The organism is Pseudomonas monachiensis, from assembly GCF_047345015.1.
In the GTDB taxonomy this organism is placed as follows: Bacteria; Pseudomonadota; Gammaproteobacteria; order Pseudomonadales; family Pseudomonadaceae; genus Aquipseudomonas; species Aquipseudomonas monachiensis.
This window is the reverse complement of record NZ_CP178857.1, coordinates 2,501-16,284: the sequence shown is the minus strand read 5'-3', so window position 1 is coordinate 16,284 and position 13,784 is coordinate 2,501. Positions and strand designations below refer to the sequence as shown.

Sequence of the window (13,784 nt, the reverse complement as noted above, 5' to 3'; positions counted from 1 at the left end):
AATGTTTTACGTGCAACGCGATGCGCAGGGCCTGTTGATACGCGTGGAACCCGCCGCCTACGCCGAGGCCACGGAAACGCTGGCGGCCGACAATCATGAGATTCAGGCCTGGTTTGCCAACGCGGCTGTGGAGAACAGCCTCAAACAGCTCAAGCAAAGTGACCTGGAAATGATCCGGGTACTCGACGACTTGATTCAGGTGCTGACCCAGAAAGGCGTGATCCGCGTCACCGACCTGCCGACGGCGGCCCAGGCCAAGCTCATGGACCGAAACCAGGCCCGTGAAGCCTTGGGTGGCTTGAGCCAATTGATCGATGATGAAGAGACCGGGCTGATCTGACGCGCCCCTGCGATCATTCCCACGCACGGCGTGGGAGCGATCACATCAACCCCAGGGCTTGGGCTCGCCGAACAACTGGCCCTGTACACCGTATAACCCCATCTCGCGAATCACCGACAACTCGCCTTCAGTCTCGACCCGCTCGGCAATCAGCGGCAGATCAATGCTGTGCGCCGCTCGCTGGATCGCTTCGATGAACAGGCGTTTGTCGCTCTCCTCGTCAATCGACCGAATGTAGCTGCCATCGATTTTCAGGTAAGCCAGCCCCAACCGAGCCAGGTTGCCGATCATGCTGAAGCGGCCACCAAAACGTTGCAGGCTCAGGGAGAACCCGAGTTCGCGCAGGCGCCGGGTCAGTTGCTCCAGCACCGCCTGGTCAGGCAGTTGCTCTTCGCCAATTTCCAGGGTCAGGCGCGGGCCGAGGTTGGAGTGCGCGCGCAGTATCTCGAAGATTTTGTTTTGCGCCTGCGGGTCGGCCAGGGTAGCCGACGACAGGTTCAGCGCCAGCGACTCCTCATGCCCGCTCATTTGCTCCAGCACCCGCTCGAGCATCAGCCGATCCAGACGTGCAGTCCAGCCGAAGCGCTCCAGCCAGGGCAGAAAACGCCCGGCGGGGATGGTCTGGCCGTGTTCGTCGAGCAGTCGCGACAACACTTTGTAGTGCAGCACCAGTTGCGTGTCCTGGGCGGCCACTACCGGTTGGAAATACAGCTCGAAACGCCGCTGTGTCAGCGCCTGGTCGAGCATCCGGTGCCAGGCGTGGTGATCGTCGCCGACACTGGCCGCGAGACTGTGCTCGATACAGGCCCAGTTCTGCTCGCCCTGGCCTTCGGCCTGCGCCAGCGCCTGGTCGCCAAGGCTGAGAACGGTTTGCGGCGAGTCGCCATGAGCAAAAGGCGCCAGGCCGATAGACGCCACGGCAGCCACATCGGTGGCGCCGGTCGCGTGAAGACTGGCCAGGGCACTGTCGAGGTTCTGTGCCAATTGCAGCGCTTCCGCGCGCACCAGCCCCGGTGCCAGTACGGCAAATTCGCCGCCACGGATACGGGTGACCAGGTTCTGGGTTTCGGGGTATTTGGCGCACTCACGAGACAGTTGCTCACCGACGGCCTTAAGCACTTCATCGGTGCGCTGGCCACCGAGTCGCTGGTTGAGACCGGCCAGATCCTTGACCCGCAAAAGCAGCAGATAACCGGAACTGGCCTGCTCCGGGTTGCTTACCCGCGCATTCAGTTGCATCTCGAAATATCGCCGATTGGCCAACCCGGTCAACGAGTCCTGATAGGACTCGACCCGCAGTTTTTCACTGCGTTCGGCCTGCTCCTGGAACAGCGCCTTGAGCTTTTCGACCATCTGGTTCATGGCCTGCACTACCCGGCGAAGTTCTGGGGTACGCGGCAGTTCCGGCAGGCTGAGGAATTCCCGCCGGGCGATGGCGTGGGATTGCTTGACCATGTAATCCAGCGGTCTCAATTGCTGACGCAGCAACAGCGCGCCGAGTACCGCACTGACCGCGCCACACAGCAGCAACCAGCCCAGGCTACCCAAAGCACTTTGCCACAACTTGGCCAGCGCGAACATCGGGTGGCTGACCACCTCGACCCGGGCAGCCTGTTCCCAGCCACGGCTGACGATCGCATCACCACCGGCGGGTTCAAGGCCGATCAGTTTGACGAACCAGTCCGGAACATTGTTGACCGCCGGAATACCCGTACGCTCGACCAGGGTCTGGTCGGTCTTCAGATCGACCACGCGGATACTCGCGTAGTAACCGCTGTCGAAAATCGAGCTGACCAGCAACTCAACCATCGCCGGGTCGTCGATGTTCGGTGTCAGGGACAGCGCCAGCGCCGTCGCGGCGTCCTGGGCATGGGAGCGCAACTGGTTGACATACTGAGTACGCGAGCTCTCCAGACTGACCATGAAACTGCCGGTGAAGGCGACCACCAGGAACAGACAGATAGCAATCAACAGCTGTTTGAACAAAGACATCTGAGCACGTGCTCCTAGTTAGTCGTCTCGACCGGGAATCCTTCGGCCTGCATTTTTTTCAACACATCCTGCCAACGCGAAAGGCGTTTGGTATCGCCGACCTTTTTATTGCCCTTGGCACCCGGCAACCACATCCCTTCGGCATTGAAAGAGTAGACCGGCAGCAAATCCTTCCGTTGGCCTGCCGGCTTGATTGCATCAATCAGGCTGTCGAGTACCAGGGGCTCGGCTTCCGGGCTCGCGTAGTAAGTCAGTACCATGTGCGCACGGTTCTGGGTCAGCGCCTTGACATAGGTGATACGCAGCTTTTCACTGGCTACACCGAGGTGCCGCAGGCTGAAGTACTTGGCGATAGCGTAGTCTTCACAGTCGCCCGCGCCTTTCCAGAGGGCTTGGATCGGGGTTTCCCAGTAGTCGACTTCATGCCACAGATCGATGTCTTCGACGTATCGCAGCTGCTGGTTGAAGAAGTGATTGACTACATTGAGTTGTTCCAGCTCGCCGATCTGCTTCTGGCTAGTCAATAAGTATTGCCAATCATTAATGCGTTGCTGACCTTCTCCCAAAGGTCCGTACAATGCCTGCGCCCGCCGGCTGATCAGGGAAAAATCCCAATCGGCGCTCAAGCTGCCCAGCATTACGCCAGTCAGCAGCAATGCGCTGCACAGCCAGCGTAAAACCCGGGGGATCGTTAAACTTGCCGCCAATGCGAGGCATCCTGGATAGGCAGGAGGGAATCGTTCGAATGGTGAAGGTTAGCCCGGAAAAAGACAATGGCACGGTGAGATCACTGGCGGCGCGCTAAACTGCAAGAAAGGCACTCGAGAGCCTGTTTGACAAGCAGTCAGTCAGTTACTAGTGTCATTTGGATCCAAAAATATTCCATCAATCAGGGTGCGTTTAGTGACACAAAAGCCCAACCCTCTCAGCCGTATCAAGGTCAACGGGCCGATTCCCGCACACATGGCACGCTCGGTGATCGAAGAAACCCTGCGCGCGGCCATACTCGACGGGCGCATTCCTTGCGGTGCGGCCCTGCGCCAGCAAGACCTCGCCGACCTGTTCGGCGTCAGCCGCATGCCCGTACGCGAAGCCTTGCGCCAACTCGAAGCACAGTCGTTGCTCAACGTGGTTGCCCACAAGGGTGCCGTGGTCGCGCCGCTGGTCCAGGGCGATGCCGTGGAAACCTACGCGCTGCGCATCCTGCTGGAATCCGAAGCCCTGCGTCTCTCGGTGCCACTGCTTCGGGAAGAAGATCTCGAAGAGGCTGCCCGCTACATCGACGAACTGGAAACGGAAAGCGACTACACCGAAATCGGTCGGCTCAATCGCTTGTTCCACATGACGCTTTACAGCCAGGCGCCGAATCGCCGGCTGTTGAAACTGGTCGAAGACGGCCTGAACGAAGAAGAGCGGTTCCTGCGCTTCAACCTGGAAGCCATGGGCCTGGGCAAACTGTCCCAGGATGACCACAAGGCACTGTTGCAGGCTGCTGCAGAGCGGGACGTCGAACGCTCCGTGAAGCTGCTCGAACATCACCTGAACCGAGGGGTCGAGGTCATTACGCGCTACCTCAACAGCCCTGAAGTCCAGGCCAGGAACAGGTCGAAGTAACCCTCGGCGGCAAGCCCCGGGGAGCGTACCGAAGGGTTCACCCCGCTTGCCGCGCATCCCTCCAAATGCTCCGCGAATAATTTGATTACAAATCCCCTTCCCCCATACCACGCCGCCCTTGCAGCGCCATACCGCGCCGCAACGCCTCGCCGCCTTGAAACCCGACCATTGCAACATTTGCGTGATGCCTCAGTAATGGCGGCCACCTCGATTTACGCCCACTCTGGATAACCAGGACAAAAAACGGGTGACGCTCCGTTCGAATGGAGCAACCCCTGCCCCCAGAAGCGAAGGAAGGAGCCTCATCACGGGAACGGAAGGATCGGCATCGCTCGCGACCCGCTTCCACCCCCTCAGACATTCCCAACGACGCCCGTAAAAAGTTACTTCGAGTGAGGCATTCACTCTTTATTCAATTCTGACTCATATAAGCCGGAAGGAGTAACTACGCCAAAATAAAACCAACCTAAATAGTTTTATTGGAACTTGTCATTCTCGAAAAAGTTGAATATTGAAATAACAACAAAACAACTTGATCAACACTTTATATGTGTATTAGTTTTTCTTCGTCGCCAGCCACAAACGGCTGCAACGCCTAACCCACTTGGCATCCATGGCACTGAAAAAGATCAATTAGTTTGAGGTACCCGTTCGCCAGGAAAAAACTTCCAACGAACTTCAGTGCTTGATGACTTCTCACCAAGGATCATTTACAGGCTCATCCATGAAACCAACTAAAGAACGTCTGTTTCAAAAAAAATCAGAACTTGGCAAACACCCGATCTTCTCTGAAATACATTCGCTGCCGGTCCTGCGACGCTTCATGGAAACCCACGTGTTTGCCGTATGGGACTTCATGTCGCTGACCAAGCGCCTGCAACAGGAGCTGACCTGCGTGCGACTGCCCTGGCTTCCACCGCAGGATCCCCAGGCCGCGCGGTTGATCAACGAGATCGTACTGGGTGAGGAGTCGGATGATCGCCCGGCTCTGGGTCACTACAGCCACTTCGAGTTGTACCTGGATGCAATGCGCGAGGTCGGCGCCTGCACCGTTGCCATCGAGCGTTTCGTGGCCCTGCAGCAAGAAGGCGTGAACTACGACATGGCCTTGCAGAGCGTCAAGATCGATCCGGCGGCCGCCAATTTCGTCCGTCATACGCTTCACACCGCACTGCATGCGCCGGGTCATAGTGTGGCCGCAGCGTTTCTGCACGGTCGCGAGAGCGTTATCCCGCAGATGTTCCAGCGCATCCTCGACGATTGGGGCATCGGCATCGAGCAAGCGCCGACTTTCCGGTACTACCTCGAACGGCACATTGAGGTCGATTCCGAGGACCACGGCCCGGCAGCGGAAAAGCTCCTGTCACGGATGGTCGATAGCGACCCGCAACGGCAGGAAGACGTGTATGCGAGCGCCATCGCTGCCGTGGAAAGTCGTATCGCCCTGTGGGACGGGTTGCGCCTGAGCATGAACGAATACGTCGTGGAGGTGAACGCATGAACGCCGCCGACTACCAATCCTTCGCCGACGCCTGGGAGAGCCGCGCGACCATCCGCACCCGCCCGCGCCGCGTGCTGGAGAACGACGACAAACTGATCTACCCCTTGAGCCGCCAACCGTTGGCGCTAAGCGAAACCTTTCTGCGCGAATGCCCGGAACAGCGCGACTTCGCCCTGGTACAGACCCTCTACAAGTTCATCAGCGATGTGGTGATTTTCGAAACCGAGATCGTCGACAGAACCGCCCGCAGCATTGCCAAGAATCGTTTTGCGGTCGAGTTTCCGTTCGCCTGCCGCTACGACGCCATGACTGTGGTGGTGGACGAGGATTACCACGCGCTGGTGGCGATGGATTTCATGCAACAGACCATCGCCATGACCGGCATCCCCCCCATTGAATTGCCGGATGAAATCGAGCTGAGCCGGGCGATACCGGTGGCCGTGGCACTCGCTCCGGAGCACCTGCGCAGCGCCGTAGAACTGATCTGTGTGGCCATCGCCGAAAACACGGTGACCGGTGATGTCGCCGCGTTCGCCAAGGACGACACGGTCAAGCAATCGATCAAGGGCCTGATGGCCGATCACTTGCTCGATGAGGGGCGCCATTCCGGTTTTTGGGCGCGGCTGGTACGCATCTACTGGCATGCCGCAAGTGCAGAAGACCGCCAGTGCATCGCGCAGATCCTGCCGGTGTTCATTGCTCATTACCTGACCAACGACATCCAGAAATCCTTCGACTTCCGCTTGATCGACGCACTGCAGATCAACGACGCGACGCGTCACGCCCTCAAGAACGAAGTGTCTGCACTGGCCTTCCCGATCAATCGCCATCACCCGCTGGTGGCCAACATTGTGCGGTTTTTCCACAGCAGTTCGCTGCTTGATTCGCTGTGCGTACAAACCGCCCTCAGCGCCTACCTGGTTTGACGAGGAGCCCATCATGAGACGTCTCGACATCTTGCTCACCGGAAAAAGCCAGGCCCTGACCGACCTGGCATTGGAACTCGAACAACACGGTCACTCACTGACGCGGATATCCGCACTCGACGAAATGCCGGGGCCTGCGGATCTACTGATCGACGATGGCACGTCGCTTGAGTTCACCTGTCAGGCGCCACGCCTGACATTGCAGTTGGGCCTTCGCCTGCCGCAGGCGTCCGGCCTGCCATCGCTGGACGTACTGTGCTGGCATGGTTCAACACTGCTGAGCCGCGCACCCATCGCCGATGAACCGTCGGGTAACGGCCAGGCGTTGCGTATGCAGGCCATGACAGCACTGGTTGACCATGTGGCGCTGCTGGTCAGCCGCTACTCGCGCGATGCCGACTATTTTCGGTTCGTCGAACCCGCCGTATCTGCCCGCTTCGAGCGCATCGAGAGCCTGCGGTTCCTGGAAAGCCTCACGTTCGTGCATCGGCTCAATGCCACCGCTGACCCAAGACTGCAGCAACTCGCGTTAACGCCGATGATCGAAAGCCTGGAACAGCAATGCATCCAGAGCGCCGACCATCCGGCCTTGAGCATCGACGGCGACACCCTCGACTATCGCCAGTTGCACGCCCACAGCCGCGCCATCGAGCAACGTCTGCGACCGCTTCTGGAGCAGCATCAAGGCCCGGTCGTCATCGGGATCTGCTTACCTAAATGCAGCGCGCTGTATGCGGGAATCCTGGCGATCCTGGGCAGCGGCGCGGTGTACTTGCCGCTGGAGCCGGGCCATCCGTTGCAACGTCAGCAGTACATCCTGTCGAATGCCGGCGCGGTGTTGTTGCTGCATGACGGTGAGCATCCCCTGGCGTACGAGATGCCAGGGCTGGACATCAGCAGAATCGACGTCCATGACGCAGACCTCACTCAACCCTTGATGCGCCAACGCCCCGACCTCGATGCGCCTTGCATGGCGCTCTACACCTCGGGTACCACCGGTCATCCGAAGGGCGTGTTGCTCAGCCAGGCCAACCTTGCGCACTTCACCCACTGGTACGCCGACTATGTGCAGCTGACCCGCCAGAGCCGGGTATTACAGTTTTCTTCGTTGGGATTCGACTCATCGCTGATCGACATCTTCCCCACCCTGTTGCAAGGCGCCGAGATGATCGTGCCCGGCGATGACCAACGCCGCGATCCGCTGCAACTGGTGGAGCTGATTCGTCATCGGCAACTGAGCCACGCCTTTTTACCGCCGGCCTTGTTGAGCATCCTCCCGCTGGAACAATTGCAGTGCCTGGATCATGTGATGACCGGCGGCGATGTCTGCGAGCCGTGGGTCATCGAACAACTGAGCCGCCAGGGCAAGCTCTACAACCTCTACGGGCCCACCGAAGCCACGGTGCTGATTACCGCGCGCAAACTCCAGGCAGGCGACAGCAACCGTTCTCTGGGCGCTCCAATCGCCAACAGCCAGGTGTTGATTCTCGATGACGACTTTCACCCCGTGGCCGAACAGACCGTTGGTGAGTTGTACATCGCCGGCCCGGGTGTGTGCCTGGGTTACCTGAACAACCCGCAGCAAACCGCTGAACGCTATCTGCACTTGAACTTGCCTGATGGCCGGAGGTTGCGTGTCTATCGCACCGGAGACATGGCAAAGTGGACGGCTGAAGGGATCGAGCTGTGCGGTCGGCGTGATCATCAGGTGAAGATTCGCGGCTTCCGGGTCGAGCCGCAAGAGATTGAGCGCTGCCTGCGCGACAGCCAGTTGTACCGCCAGGTTGCCGTGGTCATCGATAGCCAGCGACGGATACTGGCTTTCGTTGCCCAGCCCCGGGACGACCAGCCCGATAGCGTTCGCCAGTTGAAGGCCCACGCGACACAACTCCTGCCGGACTACATGCGCCCCCTTGCATGGACCGAGCTGACAGCCATGCCCTATGCAAGTAATGGCAAGGTTGACCGCAAGGCGCTTCTGGAGCTGGCGCTCAACGTCACCGAGCACTCTCCACGACGTCTGCCCGCCAGCGCCGATGAGGCCCTGCTGCTGGATATCTGGGCCGAGTTGCTGGAGCTCCCGGCGAGCGATATTTCCACCGACGAAAGCTTCTTCAATCTGGGCGGGCACTCGATCCTGCTGTCGCGCATGCTCCTGCGATTGCGCGAGGAGTTCGGGCGCAGCATCTCGATAAACCGTTTCATCGAACTCCCCACTCTCGAGAAACTGGCGACTTTGGTGCGGGGTTCCGGCAGCGAAGAAGTGCTGAGCGAACAGGCCATGCGCGATGCCTTCCGCGAGCTGGATGTTCAGCCGCTGCCCGTCAGCCGCATGGGCGATGTGCACAAGGTGATCGTCACCGGTGCCAACAGTTTTGTCGGTGTACACATCGTCGATGCGTTGCTGGCCTGGGGTGCCAGCGAAGTCGCTTGCCTGGTTCGCGATGGCAACGGGCAATCGGCGGACGAGCGCTTTGCCCAGGCGTTGCGGGAGAACCGTCTGGAGCATCTGGATATGAACCGGGTGCGGGTTTACGCGGCAGACATCACGCGGCCGGAACTCGGTTTGGCGGCTGAGGTTTACCAGCGACTGGATCAGGAGTTTGGCGCACTGGTGCACAACGCGGCGAACGTCAATCACGTCCTCGATTACGAGTCGCTGGCCCGTGACAACGTCGAGCCGATTTTCGAATGTTTGCGCCTGTGCGAAGGACGCAGCAAAAAAATCTTCAACTTCGTCTCGACGCTCTCGGCCTCCAGCACGATATCCGCCGACGGCCGAGTGCTTGAGTTGCCGGCTGCACCCACACCACCGATCTACATCAAGAACGGCTACAACCTGTCCAAATGGGTCGGCGAGCGGATCCTCGAACGGGCGCGGGAGCTTGGGGTGCGGGTCAATCTCTACCGCCCCGGCAACATCAGTTTCAACAGCCTCACGGGCGTGTGCCAGCCGCACAAGAATCGCCTGATGCTGATGCTCAAGGGCTCGATCCAGCTGGGGCAGGTGCCGGAGTTCGCCTTGAACTTCGACTTGATGCCGGTGGACTTTCTCGCCCGATTCATCGCTTTCCACGCCAGTCGTTATCAGCCGGAGCAAGCGGTATTCAACCTGCACAACCCCGAGCCCTTGAGCTGGGACAACTACGTGGCGTCCTTCCGCGAAGCAGGGCGCGAATTCGCGATGGTCAGCGTTGCCGACTGGCAGCAGCAACTGGGTCGGGTCGACAGCGACAACGCGTTGTACGGCGTGCTGGGGTTCTACCTCAACGGCTTCGAGGAGGACATCGGCGACATCTCGATGATCGGTCACGACAACGCCCAGGCCGGTGTTCGGCTGATGGGCACGCACTACCCGCAAAAGTCCCCGGCGCTGCTGCGTCGCGGCTGCGACTACCTCAAAGAAATCAATTTCATCTGACTCAACCCAACGGAGCAAGACCATGAGCACTCTGCAACCCGACACGCTGATCAAAAACCCTCAAGGCTGCCACGTGGCGTCCTCGGTGGACGTACCTGCCGATGCCACTCAGGTATGGGCCGTAGTCGGCAATTTTGCCGGCTTCGATCGCTTCATCCCGGCGCTGTCGCACATTGAGATGACCGGTGATGGTGTGTCATCGCTGCGCAAAAAGTTTTTCAAGGATGGCAACCTGGTAGTCGAGCAACTCAACTCCCGGGACGACCAGGCACGGCACATGACCTGGACCACTATCTACAACACCCTGGGTGTGGCCAATCTGTGGGCAGCGATGAGCGTTGAACCACTGGGTGCGGGCCAGTCCCGAGCCACCTGGACCATCATCGCCGAACCTGCCCAAGGTGGCGCCGAGGCGATACCGGGCTTCAAGGCTTTCGTACAGGGTTTTGCCGATGATGCGATGAACAATGTGCTGAAGCTGTTTGCTTAAGACGAAAAAGCCCGTTGTGGAGAGACTCCACAACGAGCTTTTCAGTACCCCTGAAACGACAAAACCCCTGTCTGCGTTAGCAGACAGGGGTTTCGGAATTCAATCTTGACGATGACCTACTCTCACATGGGGAAACCCCACACTACCATCGGCGATGCATCGTTTCACTGCTGAGTTCGGGATGGGATCAGGTGGTTCCAACGCTCTATGGTCGTCAAGAAATTCTGTGACCAGCCCGTTAGAACTTTAACGTGCCGGTGAAAACTGGTGACTTCTACTAAAAACAAAACCCCTACCTGCGTACGCAGATAGGGGTTTCGGAATTTAATCTTGACGATGACCTACTCTCACATGGGGAAACCCCACACTACCATCGGCGATGCATCGTTTCACTGCTGAGTTCGGGATGGGATCAGGTGGTTCCAACGCTCTATGGTCGTCAAGAAATTCGGGTACTGAGTCGTGGCCGGATGGCCTCGCTTCAGCAAATTGGGTATGTGATAGTTTGGTGTTTTGTGAGTATCTCGAACTTTCGGTTCGTTTCGTCTTCACACACCGCAATCTGATGCTCTTTCGAGTAGTCAAATTGCTTGGGTGTTATATGGTCAAGCCTCACGGGCAATTAGTATTGGTTAGCTCAACGCCTCACAGCGCTTACACACCCAACCTATCAACGTCGTAGTCTTCGACGGCCCTTCAGGGGACTCAAGGTCCCAGTGAGATCTCATCTTGAGGCAAGTTTCCCGCTTAGATGCTTTCAGCGGTTATCTTTTCCGAACATAGCTACCCGGCAATGCCACTGGCGTGACAACCGGAACACCAGAGGTTCGTCCACTCCGGTCCTCTCGTACTAGGAGCAGCCCCTCTCAAATCTCAAACGTCCACGGCAGATAGGGACCGAACTGTCTCACGACGTTCTAAACCCAGCTCGCGTACCACTTTAAATGGCGAACAGCCATACCCTTGGGACCGGCTTCAGCCCCAGGATGTGATGAGCCGACATCGAGGTGCCAAACACCGCCGTCGATATGAACTCTTGGGCGGTATCAGCCTGTTATCCCCGGAGTACCTTTTATCCGTTGAGCGATGGCCCTTCCATACAGAACCACCGGATCACTAAGACCTACTTTCGTACCTGCTCGACGTGTCTGTCTCGCAGTCAAGCGCGCTTTTGCCTTTATACTCTACGACCGATTTCCGACCGGTCTGAGCGCACCTTCGTACTCCTCCGTTACTCTTTAGGAGGAGACCGCCCCAGTCAAACTACCCACCATACACTGTCCTCGATCCGGATAACGGACCTGAGTTAGAACCTCAAAGTTGCCAGGGTGGTATTTCAAGGTTGGCTCCACGCGAACTGGCGTCCACGCTTCAAAGCCTCCCACCTATCCTACACAAGCAAATTCAAAGTCCAGTGCAAAGCTATAGTAAAGGTTCACGGGGTCTTTCCGTCTAGCCGCGGATACACTGCATCTTCACAGCGATTTCAATTTCACTGAGTCTCGGGTGGAGACAGCGCCGCCATCGTTACGCCATTCGTGCAGGTCGGAACTTACCCGACAAGGAATTTCGCTACCTTAGGACCGTTATAGTTACGGCCGCCGTTTACCGGGGCTTCGATCAAGAGCTTCGCGTTAGCTAACCCCATCAATTAACCTTCCGGCACCGGGCAGGCGTCACACCCTATACGTCCACTTTCGTGTTTGCAGAGTGCTGTGTTTTTAATAAACAGTCGCAGCGGCCTGGTATCTTCGACCGGCGTGGGCTTACGGAGCAAGTCCTTCACCCTCACCGGCGCACCTTCTCCCGAAGTTACGGTGCCATTTTGCCTAGTTCCTTCACCCGAGTTCTCTCAAGCGCCTTGGTATTCTCTACCCAACCACCTGTGTCGGTTTGGGGTACGGTTCCTGGTTACCTGAAGCTTAGAAGCTTTTCTTGGAAGCATGGCATCAACCACTTCGTGTTCTAAAAGAACACTCGTCATCAGCTCTCGGCCTTGGAATCCCGGATTTACCTAAGATTCCAGCCTACCACCTTAAACTTGGACAACCAACGCCAAGCTGGCCTAGCCTTCTCCGTCCCTCCATCGCAATAACCAGAAGTACAGGAATATTAACCTGTTTTCCATCGACTACGCTTTTCAGCCTCGCCTTAGGGACCGACTAACCCTGCGTCGATTAACGTTGCGCAGGAAACCTTGGTCTTTCGGCGTGGGTGTTTTTCACACCCATTGTCGTTACTCATGTCAGCATTCGCACTTCTGATACCTCCAGCAAGCTTCTCAACTCACCTTCACAGGCTTACAGAACGCTCCTCTACCGCATCACCTAAGTGATACCCGTAGCTTCGGTGTATGGTTTGAGCCCCGTTACATCTTCCGCGCAGGCCGACTCGACTAGTGAGCTATTACGCTTTCTTTAAAGGGTGGCTGCTTCTAAGCCAACCTCCTAGCTGTCTAAGCCTTCCCACATCGTTTCCCACTTAACCATAACTTTGGGACCTTAGCTGACGGTCTGGGTTGTTTCCCTTTTCACGACGGACGTTAGCACCCGCCGTGTGTCTCCCATGCTCGGCACTTGTAGGTATTCGGAGTTTGCATCGGTTTGGTAAGTCGGGATGACCCCCTAGCCGAAACAGTGCTCTACCCCCTACAGTGATACATGAGGCGCTACCTAAATAGCTTTCGAGGAGAACCAGCTATCTCCGAGCTTGATTAGCCTTTCACTCCGATCCACAGGTCATCCGCTAACTTTTCAACGGTAGTCGGTTCGGTCCTCCAGTCAGTGTTACCTAACCTTCAACCTGCCCATGGATAGATCGCCCGGTTTCGGGTCTATTCCCAGCGACTAGACGCCCTATTAAGACTCGCTTTCGCTACGCCTCCCCTATTCGGTTAAGCTCGCCACTGAAAATAAGTCGCTGACCCATTATACAAAAGGTACGCAGTCACCCAACAAAGTGGGCTCCCACTGCTTGTACGCATACGGTTTCAGGATCTATTTCACTCCCCTCTCCGGGGTTCTTTTCGCCTTTCCCTCACGGTACTAGTTCACTATCGGTCAGTCAGTAGTATTTAGCCTTGGAGGATGGTCCCCCCATATTCAGACAAAGTTTCTCGTGCTCCGTCCTACTCGATTTCATGACCAAGAGATTTTCGCGTACAGGGCTATCACCCACTATGGCCGCACTTTCCAGAGCGTTCCGCTAATCTCAAAGCCACTTAAGGGCTAGTCCCCGTTCGCTCGCCACTACTAAGGGAATCTCGGTTGATTTCTTTTCCTCAGGGTACTTAGATGTTTCAGTTCCCCTGGTTCGCCTCTTGCACCTATGTATTCAGTACAAGATAACCATCTTATGATGGCTGGGTTCCCCCATTCAGACATCTCCGGATCAAAGTCTGTTTGCCGACTCCCCGAAGCTTTTCGCAGGCTACCACGTCTTTCATCGCCTCTGACTGCCAAGGCATCCACCGTATGCGCTTCTTCACTTGACCATATAAC

The 13,784-nt window shown here is 57.5% G+C and carries 8 protein-coding genes and 3 rRNA genes; 6 read left to right on the top strand and 5 right to left on the bottom strand.

Annotation, left to right across the window (positions count from 1 at the left end; all coding sequences use genetic code 11):
• Position 1 precedes the first annotated feature (1 nt).
• Entirely contained in the window at positions 2-340 is a 339-nt protein-coding gene (locus tag ACMDB8_RS00070; RefSeq protein ID WP_056727017.1) for a hypothetical protein, read from the top strand.
• 45 nt (positions 341-385) lie between these two features.
• Here the strand turns inward: ACMDB8_RS00070 and lapD are convergent, their stop codons facing one another.
• Complete coding sequence (gene lapD / locus ACMDB8_RS00065) at positions 386-2,332, bottom strand: cyclic di-GMP receptor LapD (RefSeq protein WP_056727018.1); 1,947 nt, start codon at positions 2,330-2,332, stop codon at positions 386-388.
• 14 nt (positions 2,333-2,346) lie between these two features.
• A complete protein-coding gene (gene lapG, locus ACMDB8_RS00060) occupies positions 2,347-3,039 on the bottom strand; it encodes a cysteine protease LapG (protein WP_056727019.1) in 693 nt (230 codons plus the stop codon).
• A gap of 196 nt (positions 3,040-3,235) precedes the next feature.
• On the opposite strand from lapG, the gene ACMDB8_RS00055 reads away from it, so the two are divergent.
• From ACMDB8_RS00055 to ACMDB8_RS00035, 5 genes are all read left to right on the top strand, one after another.
• Entirely contained in the window at positions 3,236-3,946 is a 711-nt protein-coding gene (locus tag ACMDB8_RS00055; RefSeq protein WP_056727020.1) for a GntR family transcriptional regulator, read from the top strand.
• Positions 3,947-4,670: 724 nt separating this feature from the next.
• Positions 4,671-5,447, top strand: a complete 777-nt coding sequence (locus ACMDB8_RS00050) for a DUF3050 domain-containing protein (protein ID WP_409079474.1) — start codon at positions 4,671-4,673, stop codon at positions 5,445-5,447.
• Positions 5,444-6,373, top strand: coding sequence for a diiron oxygenase (locus ACMDB8_RS00045; protein WP_056727022.1), 930 nt, complete (start codon positions 5,444-5,446; stop codon positions 6,371-6,373). Before ACMDB8_RS00050 ends, ACMDB8_RS00045 begins: the two co-directional genes overlap by 4 nt.
• A gap of 13 nt (positions 6,374-6,386) precedes the next feature.
• Entirely contained in the window at positions 6,387-9,794 is a 3,408-nt protein-coding gene (locus ACMDB8_RS00040; protein WP_409079475.1) for an amino acid adenylation domain-containing protein, read from the top strand.
• Positions 9,795-9,816: 22 nt separating this feature from the next.
• Positions 9,817-10,284 (top strand): SRPBCC family protein, encoded by a 468-nt coding sequence (locus ACMDB8_RS00035; protein WP_409079476.1) that lies wholly within the window; start codon positions 9,817-9,819, stop codon positions 10,282-10,284.
• Positions 10,285-10,387: 103 nt separating this feature from the next.
• On the opposite strand, the gene rrf (ACMDB8_RS00030) is transcribed toward ACMDB8_RS00035, so the two are convergent.
• The 3 genes from rrf (ACMDB8_RS00030) to ACMDB8_RS00020 form a co-directional block, all read right to left on the bottom strand.
• A 5S ribosomal RNA gene (gene rrf, locus ACMDB8_RS00030) occupies positions 10,388-10,503 on the bottom strand.
• 109 nt (positions 10,504-10,612) lie between these two features.
• A 5S ribosomal RNA gene (gene rrf / locus ACMDB8_RS00025) occupies positions 10,613-10,728 on the bottom strand.
• Positions 10,729-10,885: 157 nt separating this feature from the next.
• Positions 10,886-13,777 (bottom strand): 23S ribosomal RNA (locus tag ACMDB8_RS00020).
• Positions 13,778-13,784: the final 7 nt, after the last annotated feature.